This window comes from Ideonella sp. B508-1 (assembly GCF_000333615.1).
GTDB lineage: Bacteria > Pseudomonadota > Gammaproteobacteria > Burkholderiales > Burkholderiaceae_C > Ideonella.
Genome location: NZ_BADL01000018.1, coordinates 1 through 21,686 on the forward strand (window position 1 = coordinate 1; position 21,686 = coordinate 21,686).

The 21,686-nt window shown below is 70.4% G+C and carries 15 protein-coding genes and 1 pseudogene; 6 read left to right on the forward strand and 10 right to left on the reverse strand.

The window, feature by feature from the left end:
- The 6 genes and pseudogenes from I73_RS31245 to I73_RS01025 form a co-directional block, all read right to left on the reverse strand.
- Window positions 1-193, reverse strand: a pseudogene (locus I73_RS31245) (chemotaxis protein CheW); the annotation flags it as partial.
- 11 nt (window positions 194-204) lie between these two features.
- Window positions 205-1,878, reverse strand: coding sequence for a methyl-accepting chemotaxis protein (locus I73_RS01005; protein WP_022978915.1), 1,674 nt, complete (start codon window positions 1,876-1,878; stop codon window positions 205-207).
- A gap of 65 nt (window positions 1,879-1,943) precedes the next feature.
- Window positions 1,944-4,091, reverse strand: a complete 2,148-nt coding sequence (locus I73_RS01010) for a chemotaxis protein CheA (RefSeq protein WP_234409374.1) — start codon at window positions 4,089-4,091, stop codon at window positions 1,944-1,946.
- Window positions 4,088-4,384 (reverse strand): STAS domain-containing protein, encoded by a 297-nt coding sequence (locus I73_RS01015; RefSeq protein WP_022978917.1) that lies wholly within the window; start codon window positions 4,382-4,384, stop codon window positions 4,088-4,090. The genes I73_RS01010 and I73_RS01015 overlap by 4 nt, the downstream gene beginning before the upstream one ends.
- 17 nt (window positions 4,385-4,401) lie before the next feature.
- Window positions 4,402-4,770 carry a response regulator gene (locus I73_RS01020; protein WP_022978918.1) on the reverse strand — a complete coding sequence of 123 codons (369 nt, stop codon included), beginning with the start codon at window positions 4,768-4,770 and terminating at the stop codon, window positions 4,402-4,404.
- Between the two features lie 9 nt (window positions 4,771-4,779).
- On the reverse strand, window positions 4,780-5,949 hold the full coding sequence (locus I73_RS01025) for a methyl-accepting chemotaxis protein (protein WP_026096153.1): 1,170 nt from the start codon (window positions 5,947-5,949) through the stop codon (window positions 4,780-4,782).
- Window positions 5,950-6,127: 178 nt separating this feature from the next.
- Here I73_RS01025 and I73_RS01030 point away from each other — a divergent pair, with 178 nt between their 5' ends.
- The 4 genes from I73_RS01030 (at window position 6,128) to I73_RS01045 (ending at window position 10,680) form a co-directional block, all read left to right on the forward strand.
- Complete coding sequence (locus I73_RS01030; RefSeq protein WP_022978920.1) at window positions 6,128-6,781, forward strand: response regulator transcription factor; 654 nt, start codon at window positions 6,128-6,130, stop codon at window positions 6,779-6,781.
- A 160-nt stretch (window positions 6,782-6,941) separates the two neighbouring features.
- Window positions 6,942-9,005: a carbon starvation CstA family protein gene (locus I73_RS01035; RefSeq protein ID WP_022978921.1), complete on the forward strand. Its 2,064-nt coding sequence runs from the start codon at window positions 6,942-6,944 to the stop codon at window positions 9,003-9,005.
- Between the two features lie 107 nt (window positions 9,006-9,112).
- A complete protein-coding gene (locus I73_RS01040) occupies window positions 9,113-9,253 on the forward strand; it encodes a YbdD/YjiX family protein (protein ID WP_374701935.1) in 141 nt (46 codons plus the stop codon).
- 35 nt (window positions 9,254-9,288) lie between these two features.
- Window positions 9,289-10,680 (forward strand): cache domain-containing protein, encoded by a 1,392-nt coding sequence (locus tag I73_RS01045; protein ID WP_022978923.1) that lies wholly within the window; start codon window positions 9,289-9,291, stop codon window positions 10,678-10,680.
- An 18-nt stretch (window positions 10,681-10,698) separates the two neighbouring features.
- On the opposite strand, the gene I73_RS01050 is transcribed toward I73_RS01045, so the two are convergent.
- Genes I73_RS01050 through I73_RS01060 form a run of 3 tightly spaced genes read right to left on the reverse strand, consistent with a single transcriptional unit; the run spans window position 10,699 to window position 18,397 of the window.
- Window positions 10,699-11,118, reverse strand: coding sequence for a response regulator (locus I73_RS01050; protein ID WP_159105818.1), 420 nt, complete (start codon window positions 11,116-11,118; stop codon window positions 10,699-10,701).
- Window positions 11,111-17,269, reverse strand: coding sequence for a PAS domain S-box protein (locus tag I73_RS30595; protein ID WP_022978925.1), 6,159 nt, complete (start codon window positions 17,267-17,269; stop codon window positions 11,111-11,113). Before I73_RS30595 ends, I73_RS01050 begins: the two co-directional genes overlap by 8 nt.
- 9 nt (window positions 17,270-17,278) lie before the next feature.
- On the reverse strand, window positions 17,279-18,397 hold the full coding sequence (locus tag I73_RS01060; RefSeq protein ID WP_022978926.1) for an HD-GYP domain-containing protein: 1,119 nt from the start codon (window positions 18,395-18,397) through the stop codon (window positions 17,279-17,281).
- A gap of 175 nt (window positions 18,398-18,572) precedes the next feature.
- On the opposite strand from I73_RS01060, the gene fumC reads away from it, so the two are divergent.
- Window positions 18,573-19,964: a class II fumarate hydratase gene (gene fumC / locus I73_RS01065; RefSeq protein WP_022978927.1), complete on the forward strand. Its 1,392-nt coding sequence runs from the start codon at window positions 18,573-18,575 to the stop codon at window positions 19,962-19,964.
- Window positions 19,965-19,971: 7 nt separating this feature from the next.
- Here fumC and I73_RS01070 read toward each other — a convergent pair whose 3' ends face one another.
- Window positions 19,972-20,922, reverse strand: coding sequence for a LysR family transcriptional regulator (locus I73_RS01070; protein WP_026096156.1), 951 nt, complete (start codon window positions 20,920-20,922; stop codon window positions 19,972-19,974).
- Between the two features lie 110 nt (window positions 20,923-21,032).
- Between I73_RS01070 and I73_RS01075 the strand changes: the two genes are divergently transcribed.
- On the forward strand, window positions 21,033-21,686 hold a 654-nt coding region (locus tag I73_RS01075; protein WP_022978929.1), incomplete at its 3' end, for a RuBisCO large subunit C-terminal-like domain-containing protein.

A 21,686-nucleotide genomic window follows, 5' to 3' on the forward strand; every position in this document is an offset into this window, starting at 1 on the left:
ACCACGGGCACCACCGCCCCGCGCAGGTTGATCCCCCCGCGCACGCTGGCGGGCATCATCGGCACCTCGTGGGATTGCGGTACTCGATGATCTCCTTGATGGCCAGGATGCCCAGCGCGAACATCTCGCTGCCCAGCAGGAAGGTGAGGTACTGCGCGGGCTCGGCCCCGGGCGTCTTGACGGGATCGCTCATGGTCCGTCCCCTCAGAAGTTGGTGAACTGCGACTCGTCGATGTCGTGGCTGACCGCCGTGCTGGCCGCGATGGCGGACTTGCCCATCGGCTTGGGACGCGCCACCGAGCGCTGGGCGCTGCCCTTGGCAGCCTGGATGGCGCGCCGTGCGGGGGCCGCGGACTGGCCTTGCGTGGCACCGCCCCGGACCTTGAAGAAGGCCATGGCGCGCTGCAGCTGCTCGGCCTGGCTGCTCATCTCCTCGCTGGTGGCGGCCAGTTCCTCGGAGCTGGCGGCGTTCTGCTGGGTGGTCTGGTTGAGCTGGCCGACCGCGGCGTTGATCTGGCCCACGCCGGAGGACTGTTCTTCCGAAGCGGCGGTGATCTCCTGCACCAGGTCGGAGGTCTTCTTGATGTTGGGCACCATCTGGTCGAGCAGCTGACCGGCGCGCTCGGCCAGCTCCACGCTGGAGCCTGCCACGTCGCTGATCTCCTGGGCGGCCACCTGGCTGCGCTCGGCGAGCTTGCGCACCTCGGCGGCCACCACGGCGAAGCCCTTGCCGTGCTCGCCGGCGCGGGCGGCCTCGATGGCGGCGTTCAAGGCCAGCAGGTTGGTCTGGTAGGCGATGTCGTCGATGATGCCGATCTTCTGGGCGATCTGCTTCATGGCGCTGACGGTGGCCTTGACGGCCTCGCCACCCTCGGTGGCCTCGGAGGCGGCGCGGGTGGCCATGGCATCGGTGACCTTGGCGTTCTCGGTGTTCTGCGAGATGGAGGCGGTCATCTCCTCGATCGAGGCACTGGTCTCCTCCACGCCCGAGGCCTGCTCGCTGGCGGCCTGGCTCAGCGACTGGGCGGTGGCGCTGACTTCTTCGGAGGCCCCGGCCAGCGCCTCGGCGCTGCTGTTCACGTCGCCCACCACATTGGCCAGCTTGTCGACCATCTGCTTGAGGGCGAAGAGCATGCTGTTGCTGTCACCCTTGCGCAGTTGCACGTCCACCGTCAGGTCGCCGTCCGAGACGCGCTTGAGCACGTCGGCCGCATAGGCCGGCTCGCCGCCGATGGTCTTGACCAGCCCGCGGGTGATCAGGAAGCCCGCGGCCACGGCGATCAGCACCGCCGCCAGCGACAGGCCCGCCACCTTGTTGCGGGTGTCGACATAGGCCTGCGCGGCGACCTCGGCATCGTGGTCCATCAGCTCCTGCTGGAACTTGGCCAGCTCACCGAGCGCATCTTCAAAGGCGGTGTTCGCCGGCAGAAATTCGTTGGCCACATAGTCCACCGCCTTGGTGTGGTCGGTGCGCATCAGATCGAACAGCCCGGTGTACTTGGTCGCCAGGATGGTGCGCTTGTCCTGGATGGTCTTGAAGAGCTGGCGGCCCTTCTCGCTGCTGATCAGCTTGTCGATCTTGTCCATCAGCTGGCCGTTGGTCTCCCGCAGCGCCTGGATCTTGGTCTTCAGGGCCTCGCGGTCGGCATCGTTGGTGGCCAGCAGCAGGGCGCGGATCTTGCGGCCCGCGTCCACGGTGTTGATCTGCAGCTCCTTGGACAGCGCCACCTTGGGGGCGCGGTCGTTGACGATCTTCGCCGTGGTGGCGTTGATCTCTGCCAGCTGGGTGATGCCCATCAGGGCCAGGCCGATCAGCAGCGCGATGACCAGGCCGAACCCGAGGGCCAGGCGGGTCGAGACTTTCATGGTTTGGAACATGGTGTGATTCCTTTGGAGCGGTCAGGTGCCAGGTGCGTGGCCTGGGTGTCGGTGTGAGGGTCGGTTCAGTCGGAGAAGGTGGCGTCAGCGCTGCGCGTGAGCGCATGCTGGATCAGCGAAGGTACGTCGAGGATGAGGGCGACCTCGCCATTGCCCAGGATGCTGGAGCCCGCCAGGCCCTGGACCTGGGCGAAGACCTTGCTCAGGGGCTTGATGACGGTCTGGGCCTCGCCCAGCAGGCGGTCGACCACCAGGCCGATGCGCTGCTCGCCCTGGCGCAGCACGACGATGTTTTCGCGCGCCGCAGGCTGGCCCGGCAACCCAAACAGGTCTCGCAGCCGCAGGAAGGGCAGCACCTGCCCGCGCAGGTCGGTGTAGTCCCGCCCGGGCTCGGCGCGGAAGGCCACGCACTCTTCCACCGTGTCCAGCGGCATCACGAAGACCGCGCTGCCCACGCCCACCTGGAAGCCGTTGATGATGGCCAGGGTCAGCGGCAGCCGCACGGTCACGGTCGCCCCCTGGCCCGGCCGGTTCTCGATGGACACGGTGCCGCGCAGCGCGGTGATGTTGCGCTTGACCACGTCCATGCCCACACCCCGGCCCGACAGGTTGGTGACCTTCTCGGCGGTGGAGAAGCCGGGCTCGAAGATGAGGTTGTAGACCTGGGCGTCGCTGAGCACCTGGCCCGGCTCGATCAGGCCGCGCTCCAGGCCCTTGGCCAGGATGCGCTCGCGGTCCAGGCCGCCACCGTCGTCGCTGACCTGGATGACGATGGCCCCCGAGTCGTGGAAGGCGTTGAGCGTGAGCGTGCCCTGGGCGGGCTTGCCCTTGGCCGTCCGGATCTCGGCCGTCTCGATGCCGTGGTCCATCGCGTTGCGCACCAGGTGGGTCAGCGGGTCGCCGATGCGCTCGACCAGGGTCTTGTCCAGCTCGGTGTCCTCGCCGTGGATGACCAGGGTGATGTCCTTGCCCAGCTCCTGCGAGACGTCGTGCACCACGCGGCGGAAGCGGCCGAAGGTGGCGCCGATCTTGACCATGCGCAGCTGCAGGGCGCTGTCGCGCATCTCCTCGACCAGGTCCGCCAGCATCGAGGTGGCCTCGATGCTGGGGCCGTCGCCGCAGTGGCGTGCGGCCAGGCTGGCGCCGGCCGCGGCGGTGATCATCTCGCCCACCAGGTTGATCAGGCGGTCGAGCTTTTGCGCGTCCACCCGGATGGTGCCGCCACTGGCCCCACCGGCCTGGGCGTCCTTGACCTGTTGCTGGCGCTGCAGCGCGGCATCGACCAGGGCCGGCGCCACGGCGCCCTGCCCGACCAGGATCTTGCCCAGCGGGGCGGCCGGCATGACCTGCTGCTGGGCCAGGGCCTGGGCCAGCTCGTGCTCGGTCAGCGAGCCGCAGCGCAGCAGGATCTCGCCCAGGCGGGGCGGCTCCTCGCCGGCATGCTGGATGCGTTCGAAGTATTCGCAGACCTTGCTGCGCGGCGGCACGATGCGCACCTCGGCATCGTCCAGCACGAATTCGAAGGTGCCCTCGATGGTGGCCTTGTCGGCCAGGCTGTCCAGCCCGATCTCGAAGCCCAGGTAGCAGGCCTCCGGGTCCATCTTGGACAGCGGGGGCAGTGTGTCTGCCATCGTCACCACCCCGGTCAGGGTGCCCAGCTTGCCCAGGTAGCGGATGAAGGACAGCGGGTCCATGCCGTTGCGCAGCACCTCGCTGCCAAAGCGCAGAGAGAGATGCCAGTGGTCGGCACCGGCGGTGGCCGTCTCGGCGGCAGGCTCCGCCGGGCTGGCACAGGGTGCGGCCACGGCGGACAGCCCCAGGTGGTGGCGCAGCCGGGCCAGCAGCGGCGCATTGCGCTCGGCCCAGGCCGCCTCGCTGGCCGCCTCGCCCCGGCCGATGGCATCGATCTGCAGGCTCATGTGGTCGCGCGATTCCAGCAGCAGGCCCACCAGAGGCTCGTCCAGTGCCAGCTCGCCTTCGCGCACCCGGTCCAGCAGGCTCTCGAGCACGTGGGTGAAGCTCACCACCCCGTCCAGGCCAAACAGGCCGGCCGAGCCCTTGATCGTGTGGGCGGCCCGGAAGATGGCGTTGATCAGCTCGGAGGGCTCGGGGCTTTCCGTGACGTTGAGCAGCGCGGCTTCCATCTCCTCCAGCAGCTCCCGGCTCTCGGCCAGGAAAGTGGGCAGGGCCTGTTCCATGTCGAGACTGCTCATGCCGGTTCTCCCTGGGCGGTTTCTTGCAGCAGATCCTCCAGCCCCAGCAGGGCCAGCACCTGGCCAACGGGGTCGCTGGCCTGAAGAATCACAAAGGTCTTGCCCGCGGCCAGGGCCTCCTGACGGGCGGCCAGCAGCAGCTGCACGGCGCTGCTGTCCATTTCGCTGACCTCGCCGAGGTCCAGCTGCAGGCCTTCGGGCCGGGCCAGCGTCTCCAGCAGCAGCTGGCGCACCTCCTGGGCCCGGTAGATCGTGAGTTCGCCGTCCAGGCGAAGCACTTGAGCGGTGTTCATCGTGGGGGCTCCTCGGTTCAAGGCAGGACCAGCTTCTCGACCGCGGCCAGCAGCTGCGGCGGCTGGAAGGGCTTGACCATCCAGGCCTTGGCGCCGGCCATCTGGCCCTCGCGCTTCTTGGCTTCCTGGTTTTCGGTGGTCAGCATGATCACCGGGGTGAACTTGTAGGTCGGCAGGGCCTTGACCGCCTTCAGGAAGGTGATGCCGTCCATGCGCGGCATGTTCACGTCGCTGATGATCAGGTGGACCTTCTGGCCGGTGAGCTTGCCCAGCGCGTCCTGGCCATCGCAGCCCTCGATCACGCTGTAGCCGGCGCCTTTGAGCGCGATGCCCACGACCTGCCGCACCGAGGCGGAGTCGTCGACGATGAGAATGGTCTTGCTCATGGTGGGTCCTCAGAAGAAGGTGATTTCGGTGTCGGCGGCCGGGGCGGCGCTGGGTGCGGCGGCTGCGGGCCGGGCCGGGCTGCCGGAGTGCACCGCGCGCTCATCGGCCATGGCGTAGGTCTGTTCCAGCTCGGCCAGCAGCGGGCCGGCCTCCAGCGGATGGGGCTGGCCGTCCTGCTCGATGCGCGTCTGGTGCGCCAGCACCACCTCGGGCAGCCGCTGGATGTTGTCGCGCACATGGCCCAGGATCTGGCTGACCCGGTCCTGGAACTGCAGCTGCACCAGGGACTCGTAGACCTCGCCCTTGATCTGGGTGCTGTTCTGGCGCAGTGCGTCGGCCGCCTGGCTGAGTCCCTGGGTCAGGCTGCCGAACTCGCTCAGCACGCCCTGGATGGCGGCGGCCGAGGCCTGGCTGGCCTGGCTTTCCTGCTCGGCCGAGGCCTCGGCCGCGGCGCGGGCCTCGACGATGGCCTGGTTGATCACCCGCACCTTCTCGGCAATGTGCGCGCCCGTCTCGCCCGAGCGCTGCGACAGGGCCCGCACCTCGGCCGCCACGGTGGCGAAGCCGCGCCCCATCGGCCCGGCATGGGCCGCCTCGATGGCTGCGTTGATGGCCAGCAGATTGGTCTGCTGCGCGATCTTGGCCACGGCCTCGGCCATGTCCCTGAGCTCGGCCACAAAGCCCTCCAGCCCCTGCACGCGGTTGAGCGTGCCCTGGTTGGCCGTCTGCGAGTTGTGCAGGGCCTGCAGCACTTCGTTCAGGCGCGCCTCGCTGCGGGCCTGCACGGCCTGCGCATCGACGTTGCCGCCACCGCCCTGGCCCAGCGTGGCGTCCAGCCCCGCGGCAATGCCGCCAAAGCGTTCGCTCAGGCTGGCGATGGCCCGCTCCATCTGCTGGCGCGAGCTCTCGATCTGGCCCGACCACACCGGGCTGAGCTGCTCGCAGAAGACCTGCTCGCTGGCCAGATAGGCCTTCCAGGCCTCGGGCAGACCGCCCTGGCGCGGCCGGCCCAGCCACAGCAGTGCCGCGGCCTGCCCCAGCAGCAGAACAGCCAGTGCCCAGCCCCAGAGCGAGCCGCCGGACAGCCAGGCCGCACCCAGCGCACCCAAGGCGCTGATGCCGGCGCAGACCCCGATGAATCGACCGCTGGCTCGGGTTTGTACCAACGCTGTACCCATGAAAGACCTCCTAGAGGACAGGTTGTCGACAGCATCGCGGGATTGATGAGTGACGAAACCCTCGAATAGAAGGGTTATTGAGGCGCAGCCCGCGCTTGAGCCCCTGTGCCGTGACTTCTGTCATCGAAACGGGCGCGACGCCGCATGGCCCTGGCCCTGGGGGACAATCCCGGCCCTGATGCCCGAGTCCAGCACCATCCGCCTGCTCCTCGTCGACGACCACCCGCTGGTGCGCGATGGCCTGCGCGCGCGCCTGTCTGCGTTGGACGGGCTGGCCGTGGTGGGCGAGGCCGGCGATGCCACCGAGGCCCAGGCCGAGGCCCTGCGCTGCCAGCCCACGCTGGTGCTGATGGACGTGGGCATGCGCGAGGTCAACGGCATCGAGCTGGCCGCTCGCCTGCTGGCCGACCACCCGGGTCTGCGGGTGCTGATGTTGAGCATGTACGACAACCCCGAGTACGTGCAGCGGGCCCTGCAGGCCGGGGCCAGCGGCTATGTGCTCAAGGACGCGCCGGCCAGCGAGATCGTCAGCGCCATCCGGACCGTGGCCGAAGGCGGCGTCTTCCTCAGCCCGGAGGTCTCGCGCCGGCTGTTTCGAAATCAGACGCCCCGGCCGGTGTTGTCCCCGCGCGAAAGCCAGATCCTCGCGGCCCTGGCGCGGGGCCTGTCGAGCAAGCAGATGGCCCGCGAGCTGGACCTCAGCGCCCGCACCGTCGACGCCCACCGCCAGAGCATCAAGCGCAAGCTGGCCCTGGACACCCAGGCCGAGCTGATCCGCTACGCCGTCGAGCATGTGCGCCTGCAGGGCACCGGGGGCACGCCGACAGCCTAGGGTTATCCATTAAGGATCGTCCCTTAGGCGGCACTGCGCCGTGCGCTGCGCATTGCGACGGTAGCGGCGCCCCACCCCCCACGCGCAGACTGAAGCCCCCCTGCCCCGGCACCCGTTCCGGGGCGGATGCCCTTTCCATCGACCCATGGAGACCGCCCTCATGTCCAGTCTGCGCCGCCACCTGCCGTGGCTGCTGGTCGCCATCCTCGGAGCCTTCGGGCTCGCCACGGTCGCCCTGGCCCGTGGCGAGGCCGTCAGCGCCCTGTGGATCGTGGTGGCCGCCGTCTGCACCTACCTGATCGCCTACCGCTACTACAGCCTGTTCCTGGCCGACAAGGTCTTCGGCCTGGACCCGCGCCGGCAGACCCCGGCCTGGGCCCACAACGACGGGCTGGACTACGTGCCGACCAACAAGTTCGTGCTCTACGGCCACCACTTCGCCGCCATCGCCGGCGCCGGTCCTCTGGTGGGCCCGGTGCTGGCCGCGCAGATGGGCTACCTGCCCGGCCTGCTGTGGATCCTGGCCGGCGTGGTCTTCGCCGGTGCGGTGCAGGACTTCATCGTGCTGTTCATCTCCACCCGCCGCGACGGCCGCTCCCTGGGCGACCTGGTCAAGCAGGAGATGGGCAACGTGCCGGGCGTGATCGCGCTGTTCGGCGCCTTCATGATCATGATCATCATCCTGGCGGTGCTGGCCCTGATCGTCGTGAAGGCCCTGGCCGGCTCGCCCTGGGGCACCTTCACCGTGGGCGCCACCATCCCGGTGGCGCTGTTCATGGGCATTTATGTGCGCTACATCCGCCCGGGCCGCATCGGCGAGGTCTCCCTCATCGGCTTCGTGCTGCTGATGCTGGCCATCGTGGGCGGCCAGGCCGTGCACGACAGCCCGACCTGGGGCCCGCTGTTCACCTTCGACGGCAAGGCCCTGACCTGGATGCTGATCGGCTACGGCTTCATCGCCTCGGTGCTGCCGGTGTGGCTGCTGCTGGCCCCCCGCGACTACCTGTCGACCTTCCTGAAGATCGGCACCATCGTCGCCCTGGCCATCGGCATCCTGGTTGTCGCGCCCGAGCTGAAGATGCCGGCCTTCACCCAGTTCGCCGCCGGCAACGGCCCGGTCTGGTCGGGGGATCTGTTCCCCTTCCTGTTCATCACCATCGCCTGCGGCGCGGTGTCGGGCTTCCATGCGCTGATCTCCTCGGGCACCACGCCCAAGATGCTGGAGAACGAGAGCCATGCCCGCTTCATCGGTTACGGCGGCATGCTGGCTGAGTCCTTCGTCGCGGTGATGGCCCTGGCCGCCGCCTCGGTGATCGACCCGGGCGTCTACTTCGCGATGAACGCCCCGGCCGCGCTGGTGGGCAGCACGCCCGAGGCCGTGGCCCAGACCCTGTCGACCTGGGGCTTCGTCATCACGCCGGACGTGCTGGTGCAGACCGCCCAGGACGTGGGCGAGCACACCATCCTGGCCCGCGCCGGCGGCGCGCCCACGCTGGCGGTGGGCATGGCCCACATCCTGCACCAGGTGGTGGGCGGCAAGGCCATGATGGCCTTCTGGTACCACTTCGCCATCCTGTTCGAGGCCCTGTTCATCCTGACCGCGGTGGACGCGGGCACCCGCGCCGGCCGCTTCATGCTGCAGGACCTGCTGGGCACCTTCGTGCCCTCGCTCCAGCGCACCGAGAGCTGGGTGGCCAACCTGCTGGCCACCGGCCTGTGCGTGGCCACCTGGGGCTACTTCCTCTACCAGGGCGTGGTCGACCCGCTGGGCGGCATCAACACCCTGTGGCCGCTGTTCGGCATTGCCAACCAGATGCTGGCCGCCGTGGCCCTGCTGCTGGGCACCGTGGTGCTGTTCAAGATGAAGAAGGGCCGCTACGCCTGGACCACCGTGCTGCCGGCCCTGTGGCTGCTGGCCTGCACCATGACCGCCGGCTGGCAGAAGATCTTCTCGGCCAACGTCAAGGTCGGCTTCCTGTCGCACGCCCAGAAGTACGCCGACGCCCTGGCCAGCGGCCAGCTGCTGGCCCCGGCCAAGTCGCCCGAGGCCATGGCCCGCATCGTCTTCAACGACCGGCTGGATGCCGCCCTGTGCGCGCTGTTCATGTTCGTCGTCGTGAGCGTGGCGGTCTACGCGGTCAAGGCCATCCTGGCGGCCCGCGCCAGCCAGCGTCCCACCGTGCAGGAGACCCCCTTCGTCGCCCTGGCGGAGGGCGCGCGGTGAGCCTGCTGAGCGGCCTGCTCGAAGGCCAGCGCGCCGGTGCGCTGGCCCGTGGCCTGGGCCAGGAGGTCGGCCAGGCCGGCCGCTACCTGGCCCAGTCCTTCCGGCTGATGGTGGGCGTGCCGGACTACGGCACCTACCTCAAGCACATGGCCGCCACCCACCCGGACCAGGCGCCCATGTCCTACGAGGACTTCTTCCGCGAGCGCCAGCAGGCCCGCTACGGCGCCCGCACCGGCCGCTGCTGCTGACCATGCCCGGGTCCGGCCGCGAGGACAATCGCGGCATGCGCCTTCGCCTCAAGCTCGTCCTGCTGGCCGCCGTGCCACTGCTGCTGTCGGTGGTCCTCATCGCGGCCGCCGTGCGCCACCAGGAGCAGGCCCTGGCCCGGCGCGAACAGGCCCTGGTGCAAGAGGCCTACATGGCCGCCCGCCAGGCCGAGCTCAAGCACTACGTGGACCTGGCGGTCAGCACCATCCGCCCGCTCTACGAACGTCGCCACCAGGACCCCCAGGCCCAGGCCGAGGCCCTGCGCCTCCTGGGCAGCCTGGACTACGGCAGCGACGGCTACTTCTTCGTCTACGACCTGCAGGGCCGGGTGCTGATGCACTCGCGCCAGCCCGAGCTGCTGGGCCAGAACCTGTGGGCGTTGCGCGACCCGCAGGGCCAGCCCACCATCCAGCAGCTGATCGCCCAGGCCAAGGCCGGTGGCGGCTTCGTCACCTACCCCTGGCGCAAGCCGTCGAGCGGCCAGATGGTGCCCAAGCTGGGCTATGTGGTGGCCCTGCCCGACTGGAACTGGATGATCGGCACCGGCCTGTACCTGGACGACATCCAGAGCACGCTGGGGGCGCTGGACCGCCAGGTCGGCGCCCACATCACCACCACGCTGCTGTGGATCGCCGGCATCGCCATGGCCGGCCTGGGCCTCTTGAGCGCCTGCGGGCTGTGGCTGAACCTCAGCGAGCACCGGGTGGCCGATGCCAAGCTGGGCCTGCTGGCCCGGCAGGTGGTGCGCTCGCAGGAAAGCGAACGGGCCCACCTGGCCCGCGAGCTGCACGACGGCACCAGCCAGATCCTGGTCTCGGCCAAGCTGATGATCGAGTCCGCGGTGGACAGCCTGGAGCGTGCCGGCGGCACGCCGCCGCCGGCCCTGGCCAAGGCGCTGGACCGGCTCAACGACGCCCTGGGCGAGGTGCGCAGCCTGTCGCACCGGCTGCGCCCGGCCACGCTGGACACCCTGGGCCTGCCCGCCGCCCTGGCCTGGCTGGGCCATGAGTTCGGCGAGCACGGCCAGCTGCAGCTGCATCTGCAGCTCGACGAACCCGAGCCGCCGCTGCCCGACGAGGTGGCCACCGTGCTGTTCCGCGTTGCCCAGGAGGCCCTGGCCAACATCGGCAAGCATGCCCAGGCGCAGCGGGTGAGCCTGACCTTGAGCGCCGAGCGCGAAGGGGTCTGCCTGACGATCCACGACGATGGTCAGGGCTTTGACCTGCCCGCGGTGCAGCAGGACCCGCACCGCGGCATCGGCCTGCGCAATATGCGCGAGCGGCTGGAGTCGATCGACGGCACGCTGGAGCTGGACGCCGCTCCCGGCGCCGGCACCACGCTGTGGGCGCGGGTGCCCGCAGAGGCCCTGGCTCGGCTGGGCGCGGCCGCAGCGGACGCCCCCTCCTGAGAGCGCTGCTGCGCCGGGTCAGCCCGCCGCGCAGCGCACGCCGTGCTGCAGCAGGCAGGCCCGCAGGGCTTCGACGGTGAAGGGCTTGGCCAGAAAGCCGTCCATGCCGGCGGCCAGACAGGCCGGGCCGTCCTGGGCCTCGTCGCCGCCGGTCATGGCCACCACCGGCACGCGCGGCCGTCCCGCGGCTTCGGCCTGGGCCCGCAGCTGGCGGGTGGCCTCCAGCCCGTCCAGCTCGGGCATGTGCAGGTCCATCAGGATCAGGTCCAGTTCGGCCTGGGCGGCACAGTCGACCGCCTCCTGACCATCCTCGGCCAGCGTGCAGGCCACGCCCAGGCTGGCCAGCATGGCCTGGGCCACCACCCGGTTGACCGGGTGGTCCTCGGCCACCAGCACATGGGCGGGTGACCCGGCTTGGGGGGGGACGGGCTCATCCATGGGCATCCTCCGTCAGGGTGGCACCGGCCAGGCGGGTCCGTGCCTGCTGCAGGGTGGCACCGGCCGCGGCAAAGCTGTAGCCGCTCACCTCGTCCAGCAGGGTCTGGCCCAGCGGCCCCAGGCCGCGGTACAGCAGGGCGCGCTGGCGCTCCACCAGTTCGACGGCGGCGGTGTCGTGCGAGCGCAGCAGGGGCTGCAGGGTCTGCAGCAAGTGGTCCAGGGCGGCCTGCTCCGCCGCGCTCAGCGGCTGGGGCGCCGGGGTCGGCCGGGCGCCGGACGGGGTCAGCGCGGCCGCCAGGGCCTGCTGCACCGCCTCGAGGGCGTCCGCCAGGGCCAGGGCGGCGTCGCGGGCGGCGCCGGGCAAGGCGCTGTCGCCCGGGCGCAGCGGGTCCAGGGCATTGCCCAGGGCCCGGGCCAGGCTGGCCAGCCCGGCCAGGCCGACCGTGTCGGCCGCTCCGGCCAGGGCATGGGCCAGGGGCCCCATCGGGGCGGCCTGGCCTTGGTCGGCCGCCTGCCGCAGACGCGCCACATCCCCGGCATGGTGGTCCAGGAAGAGCTGCAGTGCGCGCTGGAACACGGCCTGTTTGCCCTGCACCCGGGCCAGGCCGTCGGCCAGATCCAGCCCCGGCACGGCCTGCAGGCGTTGCCACAGGGCGGTCTCGGCCGCGCTGGGGTCCTCGGCCACGGCCCCGGCCGATGGGCCGGGGGCGCCCGCCGGCGGGTGGGCCAGCCAGCGGGCCAGGCATTGCCAGAGCAGCTCCGGCACCACGGGCTTGGAGAGGTAGTCGTTCATGCCCGCGGCCAGGCAGGCGGTGCGGTCTTCTTCGAAGGCATTGGCCGTCATCGCCACGATGGGCAGGGCTTCGGCCGGGTGCCGCTGGCGGATCACCCGGGTGGCCTGCAGGCCGTCCATCACCGGCATCTGCACATCCATCAGCACCAGGTCGAAGTGCCCGCTCTCCACCAGACGCACCGCTTCCTCGCCGTTGTCGGCCAGGGCGTAGTCCAGGCCCCGGCTGCGCAGCAGCATGCCGGCCACTTCCTGGTTGGTGGGGTTGTCCTCGGCCAGCAGAATGCGTGCGCGGCGCCAGTCGGCCTCGGGGGCGGTCCCGGCGCTGGCGGTGGCGCTGGGGGCGGCGGGCGCGGGCGCCGGGCTGGGGGCGGCGGCGGTCATCTGGAAGGGCAGCTCGACCCAGAACAGGCTGCCCGAGCCCTCGCGGCTGTCCGCCCCGATGTCGCCGCCCATCAGCAGGGCCAGCCGCTTGCTGATGGCCAGGCCCAGGCCGGTGCCGCCGAAGCGCCGGGTGGTGGACACGTCGGCCTGCTCGAAAGCCTCGAACAGATGGGTCATCTGCTCGGGGCGGATGCCGATGCCGGTGTCCTGCACCTCGAAGCGCAGCCTCAGCTGCCGCCCCTCGCGGGCCAGCACCCGCACCCGCAGATCCACCCGGCCGTGCGGCGTGAATTTCACCGCATTGCTCAGCAGGTTCAGCAGGATCTGCTCAAGCCGCAGGCGGTCGCCCAGCACGCGGGCCGGGCAGTCGGGTGCCAGGTCCACCTCCAGGGCCACGTCCTTGGCCCGTGCCCGGTCGGCCAGCATGGTGCTCACCCGCTCGATGCTGGTGCTGAGCATGAACTCGCCCACCTCCAGCGAGAGCTTGCGGGCCTCGATCTTGGAGAAGTCCAGGATGTCGTTGATGACCTGCAGCAGGTGCTGACCGGCATCGCCGATCTTGCCGAGCTGGTCGGACTGGCGGGGCGTCAGCGGATCCAGGTGCAGCAGGTGGGCGAAGCCGATGATGGCGTTCATCGGCGTGCGGATCTCGTGGCTCATGTTGGCCAGGAAGGCGCTCTTGGCCTGGTTGGCCGCCTCGGCGTCCTGCTTGGCCTGGGCCAGGTCGAGCTCGATGCGCCGGCGCCGCACGATGCGCCAGAGGTCGCCGCCGAACAGGGTCATCTCGCGCAGGTCGGCGTCGTCGTAGGGCTGGGCCTTGTCGGCCACGCCCAGCAGCATGGGGGTGTGGCCCCCGTCGTTGACCGGCACCAGGGCCAGGCGCCGCAGACCCGGGTCGACATTCCCGGCGAGCGCGGCGGGGTCGGTCAGCTCCAGCACCAGCGGCTGGTCGGCCGCCAGCACGCGGGCCTGGGCTTCCTGGCTCCAGCGGGTCAGGGCCTGGCGCAGCGCGACCGGTGTGCCGCTGCTCCACAGCACCCGCGGTGTCTCCCCTTCGGTGCCCGAGAGCAGCTGGGCGAAGGCGCCGGCGCTGCGGCTGAGCGTGGCCACGTCGTCGATGCCCTTTTGCAGCAGCGCGTCCTCGGACAGGGTGCTGGCCCGTTCGCTGAGGGACAGCATGGTGCGCAGCCGCCGGTCCTCCCGGTGCAGCCGCGCATTCACGCTCTCGAGCTCGGCCGTGCGGCTGGCCACCAGGTCCTCCAGGTGCTGGCGGTAGCGCTGCAGCTCCTGCTCGGAGGCCACCCGGTCGCTGATGTCGGTGCCGGTGCCCACCACCAGGGTCTGGTCGCCTTGCTGGATGCGGCGGGCGACGAACAGATAGGGGGTGCGCCGGCCGTCGCGCGACTCCAGCATGGCCTCCACCGAGGTTTCGCCCTGCGCGAACACCTCCTGCAGGCGCTGGAGGATCAGGGCGTGGTCCTCGGGGGCGAAGAACTCGGTGGCCGCGCGCCCGTTGATCTCGTGCGGATGGTAGCCGGTGACCTCCTCCACCCGCCGGTTCCACAGCACCAGATGGCCTTCGCCATTGATGGCGAAGAAGAGGTTGGAGATGGAGTCGATCAACTGGCCGCGGAAGCGCTGTTCCGAACGGCGGGCCTCCTCGGCCGCGGCGAACTCCAGCGCGAAGCCGATGTCCTGGGCCAGCCGGCTGAACAGGGCGACCAGATCCTCGTCGAAGTGGTGGGTGGCTGCGGCATAGACGCTGAACACCGCCCGGGGCTGGCCGGCCACGCGGATCGGAAAGGCCGCCGAGGAAGCGTAGCCGCGCTGCAGGGCGCGGTGGCGCCAGGGGGCCGTGCGCGGGTCCTGCGCCATGTCGTCCACCACCGCCGGCTCGCCGGTGCGCCAGGCTTGCGCGGTAGGCCCGTGCGCCGTGGGCCCGTCCAGCAGGATGTTCAACCCGTCGAGGTAGCCGTCGACCGTCCCTGCATGCTCGCAGGGCACCAGCTGCTGACCGGTTTCGTCGGCTTGCCCCATCCAGGCCATGCGGAAGCCGCCCACCTCCACCGCCACCCGGCAGACCTCGCCGAACAGCGTCTGCTGGTCGCGGATGCGGACAATGGCCTCGTTCACGCCGCTGAGCACCGCATACGCCTGGTTCAGGCGCTGGAAACGGGTCTCGCGCTGCTTGGTCTCGGTGATGTCGCGCCAGACGGCGCAGACCAGGGGGCGGTCGGCATAGACGACCTGACGCAGGGTCAGGGCGATCAGCTGGATGCCGCCCTGGGCGTTACGGTGGCGTGTCTCGAAACTCAGCGCTTCGCCGGCCAGCACCCGGTTCACCGTGGCGCGGATGTCGGCCTCGTCCAACTCGGCCTGCAGGTCCATCACCCGCATCCGGGCAAAGGCTTCGCGGCTGTACCCCTGCGAGGCCTTCGCATTGAAGTGAACGAAGCCCAGCGTGCGCGGGTCCATCAGCACGATCGCGTCGGTCGTCTGGCCGAACATGGTGTCGATCAGCCGTTCGCGCTCGGCCACCGCGCTGGCGCCCTGCTTGATGAGGGTGATGTCGCGCGCCACGCTGAGCACGCCGGCCACCTCTCCCTGCGCGTCGAACAGCGGTGACTTGATTGTCTCGAACAGGCGGCGCGCGCCCTGGCCGGCCGGGCACAGCCATTGCTCGGCGGTGCGGGGCTGGCTGCCGGCCAGGATGTCGGCATGGCCGAGGGTCAGGGCCTGGCGTGTCTCCTCTTCCAGCCCCCACAGGGCGGTCTGCTGCAGGATGTCCTGCCTGGGCAGGCCCACGAAGTGTTCGAAGGCGGCGTTGCAGGCCTGGTAGCGGCCTTCGCGGTCGGTCAGCCAGATCAGGTCCGGAATGGCCTCCAGGATGGCGCTGAGCCGGCGCTGGCTCTGGTGCAGGGCCTCGGCGGTGCGGCCGTGGGTGATGGCGGTGGAGGCCAGCTGGGCGGAGAACTGCAGGTGTTCCAGCTCTTCCGGCGAGGGGCTGGCCGGGTGGCGGTGGTAGATCGCGAAGGAGCCCAGCACCTGGCCGTTCGGGCCGGGAATGGGTTCGGACCAGCAGGAGGCCAGGCCGGCCTGGGCCGCCAGCGCCTTGTAGGGCGCCCAGTTCGGGTGGGTGGCGATGTCCTCCACCACCACGCGGCGGCCCAGGGCCATGGCGGCACCACAAGAACCGACCGTGGGCGAAATCTGGAGGCCATCCAGGGCCTGGCTGTAGAAGACCGGCAGGTGCGGTGCTGCTGCCGGACGGATGGAGCGGCCATCCTCGTCGAGCAGCAGCACCGAGCACAGGGATCCCGGGAACAACTGCTCGTAGTCCAGCGTCAGCTGCTCCAGCAAGGGCAGCAAGCCTTCGCCGGCCACTAGTCGCTCCATCAGGGCCAGGCGGTCCCGCTCACGCTGCTGGGCCCGGTCGCTGGGCCCCAGGTCGCTGAGCACCGTCACCCGGCAGGCCCGGCCCTGGTGGGTGATGGGGTGCGAGCGTCCCAGCACCCGCATCACGCCGCCATCGGCCCGCACGCAGTGCCAGGTGCCTTCGCTGATCGCCTGGCCCAGGGCGGCCACCCGTTCCCGAATGGTCTGGCGTTCCTCGGGGATGACGAAGTCGGGCAGCTGCATCCGCCCCGCCTGCTCGGTGCCGTAGCCCAGCAGGGCCTGGAAGGCCTGGTTGCTGCGCAACACCCCCAGACCGTCCAGCGCGTAGATGAGCATGGGGGCCGGGTTCTGGTCGAACAGGTCGCGGAACTCCTGCTCGGCCTCCCGCAGCAAGGTGATGTCCCGCCCGATGCCCAGCACGCCTTGCACGCGGCCCTCGGCGTCGCGCACGGCGATCTTGCGGGTCTGCAGCAGCTCGCGGTGGCCGTCCGGGAAGGTGACCCATTCCTCGTTGGTGCGGGGGCCGTCGCTGGCCATGGCGGCACGGTCGTTGGCCCGGAAGGACTCGGCCAGCTCGGCGTCCACGAAATCGAAGTCGGTGCGGCCGACGATGTCGCGCTCGGGCGCACCGTAGAAGGCCTCGAAGCGGGGGTTGCAACTGAGGAAGACCCCCTCGGTGTCCTTGAGCCAGACCAGGTCCGGGATGGCCTGCAGCACCGCCTGCTGCAGCTGGCGCTCCTCCTCGATCACGCCGTCCATCACGGCCAGGGCCATGGTGCGCGTCAGGTCATGTTCGCTGAGCACGCCCTGGAACTCGCCCTGGTCGTCCACCACCACCAGGTGCCGGATGCGCAGGGCCAGCATGCGGGCGGCGGCGTCGTTGAGGCTGGCGTCCGAGTCGATGGTGTGCACCGGCTGGCTCATCCAGTCGCCCAGCCGCTGCCGGTCCTGGGCCTGGGTGTCCTGGGCCGGGGTGTCCTCGGCCACCTGGCGGGTGAGGTCCCGCAAGGTCAGCACCCCCACCGGGCGCCGGCCTTCCAGCACCACCACGCCAGCCTCGGGCTGCTGGGCCATCAGGGCCCGGGCCTGGGCCAGCGTGGCCTGCGGCGCCAGGGTGGGGGCCACGGGCTGCATGACCGAGCGCACCCGGTGGCGGCCGGTCAGCACCTCCAGGTTGAGCAGGCAGCGGAAGTCGGTCTCGCTGACCACCCCGTCCAGTCTCCCCTGTTCGTCCAGCACCAGCAGGTGGCTGACATTGCGCGTCAGGCACAGCCGGTAGGCCTCCTCGGCCTGCAGCTGGCCCGGCGCCGTCGCGGCGGGCTGCAGCTGGCGGTCCACCGGCGTGTCCGGCGACAGGCCCTGCTCGCTGGCACGCAGCAGCTGGGCTTCGGTGATGACGCCCAGGGCCTGGCCCTCGGCGTCCAGCACCGGGGCGAAGGAGATGCGATGGTGGCTCAGGCAGCGGGCGGCGTCCCGCAGCGTGGCCTCGCGCGGCAGCGTCACCACCGGCCGGCTGGCCAGGCTGTGCAGGGACCGGCGCAGCGGGTGCTGGGTGTCCGTGCAGAGCAGGGTGTCGGCCATGGCGCGTACTCAGTCGATCAGGCGCTGCATGACCTGCGCCATCTCGTCGCGCACGGCGTCGAAGGCCTGCACCACCGCCGGGTCGAACTGCGTGCCCGCGCCCGCGAGGATCTGCGCTTCGGTGCTCGCCATCGACCAGGCCGGCTTGTAGACCCGTTCGTGGGTCAGGGCGTCGTAGACGTCGGCCACGGCCATCAGCCGGGCCTCCAGCGGGATGGCTTCGCCGGCCAGGCCCTCGGGGTAGCCCTGGCCGTCCCAACGCTCGTGGTGGTACAGGGCGATCAGATGGGCCACCTCGAGGTAACGCAGCGACTCGGGCTGGGTATCCAGCGAGAAGGTCTGGCCCAGCGTGTCCTGGGCCCGGGCGATGGCATGGCGGATGGCCCGGCTGCCGATGGTGGTGTGCTGACGCATCAGATCGAGTTCTTCGGCCGTCAGCGGGCCCGGCTTGAGCAGAATGTGGTCCGGGATGCCGATCTTGCCGATGTCGTGCATCGGGGCGGCCTTGACGATGCGCTGGATCTGGGCCTCGTCCAGGGCGTCGGCGTGCCGCGGGTCGTGGCGCAGCTGGCGGGCCAGCAGGGCGACGTAGTGCTGGGTGCGCAACACATGGTTACCTGTTTCGACGTCGCGGGTTTCGGCCAGCTCGGCCATGCCCGAGAGCATCAGCTCCTGGGCCAGCAGCAGCTCGTCCACCCGGCGCGCCAGTTCCTGTTCCAGGCTGCCGTTCTGCTGGCGCAGGCGATCACGGTGCTGCTTGATCTCCAGCTGGGTGCGCACCCGGGCCAGCACCACGGCCGGGCGCACCGGCTTGACCACATAGTCCACCGCGCCCAGGGCCAGGCCCAGCTCCTCGTCGCCATCGTCGCCCAGGGCGGAGACGAAGATGACCGGGATGTCGCGCGTGCCCTCCTGCTGCTGCAGGGCGGCCAGCACCGCATGGCCGTCCATGCCGGGCATCTTCACGTCCAGCAGGATCAGGTCGGGCTGCTCGGTTGCAGCCAGGGTCACCGCGGAGGCCCCTGAGCGGGTGGCCAGCACGCGGTAGACGGGGTTCAGCAGCCGCGAAAGCACCGCCAGGTTCAGTGGCTCGTCGTCGACAACGAGGATGGTCGCAGGGGAGTTCATGTTCTTTTCGACCGGAGCGACAGCAGCAAGTGACGGGCCTTGGCAGGCCCGCGTGACCATCGTAAGCTGATGCCAGCCCGTGAGGGCTTGGAGAGAGCCCTCAGTGGCCGTCTATCTTCGCCCCGGGGGCCGGCCGGGTGAGGGCGAGATCATCCCTTCTTTTCGGGAGAACGGCATGAGCGATGTGCGCCTGGAACGTGACACCTTCGGCGAAATCGCCGTCCCCATCGAGCGGCTCTGGGGCGCTCAGACGCAGCGGTCACTGGAGCACTTCGAGATCTCCCAGGAGCGGATGCCCGTGGCCCTGGTGCACGCCTTGACGCGGGTCAAGCGGTCAGCGGCCGAGGCCAACGCCGCCCTGGGCCTGCTGGATGCTGCCAAGGCCCAGGCCATCGTGGCGGCGGCCGACGAGGTGCTGGCCGGCCGCTGGGACGGCGAGTTTCCGCTGGTGGTCTGGCAGACCGGCTCGGGCACCCAGACCAACATGAACGTCAACGAGGTGCTGGCCAACCGGGCCTCGCAGCTGCTGGGCGGCCCGCTCGGCATGGGGCGCCTGGTGCACCCCAACGACGAGGTGAACCTGGGTCAGTCGTCCAACGACGTCTTTCCCACCGCGATGAACCTGGCGGCCACCCAGGCCCTGCAGGCCGAGCTGCTGCCCGCGCTGGGCCGCTTGCGCGACACCTTGCGGGCCAAGTCCCGCCTCTTCGCCGACATCGTCAAGATCGGCCGCACCCACCTGCAGGACGCCACGCCGCTGACCCTGGGCCAGGAGATGTCGGGCTGGGTGGCCCAGCTCGACCATGCCGAGGCCCACCTGCGCGCGGCCCTGCCCCACCTGCGCGAGCTGGCCCTGGGCGGCACAGCGGTGGGCACCGGGCTGAACGCCCACCCCGAATTCGCCGCCCGGGTGGTGGCGCTGCTGAACCAGGCCACCGGCCTGGGCCTGGTGAACGCGCCCAACCGCTTCGAAGCCATGGCCGCGCACGACGCCATCGTCCACGCCCATGGCGCGCTCAAGACCCTGGCGGCGGGCCTGTTCAAGATCGCCAACGACGTGCGCTGGCTGGCCTCGGGCCCGCGCGCCGGCCTGGGCGAGCTGCGCATTCCGGAGAACGAGCCCGGTAGCTCCATCATGCCCGGCAAGGTCAACCCGACCCAGTGCGAGGCCCTGACCATGGTCTGCTGCCAGGTCTTCGGCAACGACGTCGCGGTCAACCTGGCCGGCGCTTCGGGCAACTTCGAGCTCAACGTCTACAAGCCGGTGCTGATCCACAACGTCCTGCAGAGCGTGCGCCTGCTGGCCGACGGCATGACCAGCTTCGACACCCACTGCGCCAGCGGCATCGAGCCCGACCGTGCCCGCATGCACGAGCTGCTGGAGCGTTCGCTGATGCTGGTGACCGCGCTCAACCCGCACATCGGCTACGACCGGTCGGCCGCCATCGCCAAGAAGGCCCACCGCGAAGGCACGACGCTGCGCGAGGCGGCCATCACCAGCGGCCACGTCACGGCCGAGCAGTTCGACGCCTGGGTGGACCCGGCGCGGATGGTGGGCCCCGCCTGAACGCCCGCTAAGCCGCGGCCTCCGGTCCCGGCCCGATCCAGGGCCGGTCGTGCGCGGCCAGCCAGGCCTCGCCCTCTTCGAGGATGAAGTAGCGGAAGGCCTCGGCCGCTGGCGAGAGCAGGCGCGACTGCAGGTGCACCACGTTCCAGGTGCGCACCAGCGGCGTGTGTTCCACGTGCAGCAGCTCGATCTCGCCCGCGCGCAGCTCCAGCCCCAGCGTGTGCAGGCTCAGAAAGCTCAGGCCCATGCCGGCCATCACCGCCTGCTTGATGGTCTCGTTGCTGGGCATCTCCATGGCGATGCGCGGGCTCACCCGGTGGTCCTGGAAGAAGCGGTCCATCAACGCCCGGGTGCCCGAGGCGCCCTCGCGCACGATCAGCGGCTGGTTTTCCAGCATGGCCACCGGCACATGGCCCAGGGCCAGCAGCGGGTGGCCCGGCGGGGCGACGAAGACATGCGGGTGGGCGGCAAAGGGCTCGGCGCGGGTGGCCAGCTCGCGCGGGGGCCGGCCCATGATGGCCAGGTCCACCTCGCCGCTGTTGAGCAGGGCCACCAGCTGGTCCCGGGTGCCCGCCACCTGCAGCCGCAGCTCCACGCCCGGGTGCTCGTCGCGAAAGCGCGCCAAGAGGCGCGGCACGAAGTACTTGGCCGTGCTCACCAGGCCCACGTTGAGCACGCCGGTCTCCAGGTGGCGCAGGCGCTGCATCGCGTCCTCGGCGTCCTTCATCACCGCCAGCAGGCGCCGCGCGTGCACCAGGAAGTACTCGCCGGCGGTGGTCAGCGCCACCTTGCGGCCCTGGCGGTCGAACAGCGGCAGCTCCAGCTGGGCCTCCAGCTCCTTGACCTGCATGGTCACGGCCGGCGGCGTCAGGTGCAGGGCCTCGGCCGCCCGCACGAAGCTGAGCTGCCGGGCCACCTCGGTGAAAACCCGGATCTGCCGGAAGGTGACGTTTTTCATTCAGGGAATCTGAATCGAAAGCCAACGAATATTGAATTTACCTTATCCATCGCGCTTCCTACAGTGGGCTCCAACGAACGACGAACCCGTCCACCCCGAGGAGACACCCCATGAACCAAGCCGTCGAGACCGGCGTGATCCTGGACGCCAAGAAGCGCTACAGCGCCGGCGTGCTCAAGTACCGCCAGATGGGCTACTGGGACCCGGATTACCAGCCCAAGGACACCGACACCCTGTGCCTGTTCCGCATCACCCCGCAGGAAGGCGTGGACCCGGTGGAGGCCGCCGCCGCGGTGGCCGGCGAGAGCAGCACCGCGACCTGGACGGTGGTCTGGACCGACCGCCTGACCGCCTGCGACAGCTACCGCGCCAAGGCCTACAAGGTCGAGCCGGTGCCCGGCACCCCGGGCCAGTACTTCGCCTGGGTGGCCTACGACATCATCCTGTTTGAAGAAGGCTCCATCGCCAACATCACCGCCAGCCTGATCGGCAACGTCTTCAGCTTCAAGCCGCTGAAGGCCGCCCGGCTGGAGGACATCCGCATGCCGGTGGCCCTGGTCAAGACCTTCAAGGGCCCGCCCACCGGCCTGGTGGTCGAGCGCGAGCGCCTGGACAAGTTCGGCCGGCCGCTGCTGGGCGCCACCACCAAGCCCAAGCTGGGCCTGTCGGGGCGCAACTACGGCCGGGTGATCTACGAAGGCCTCAAGGGCGGCCTGGACTTCATGAAGGACGACGAGAACATCAACTCGCAGCCCTTCATGCAC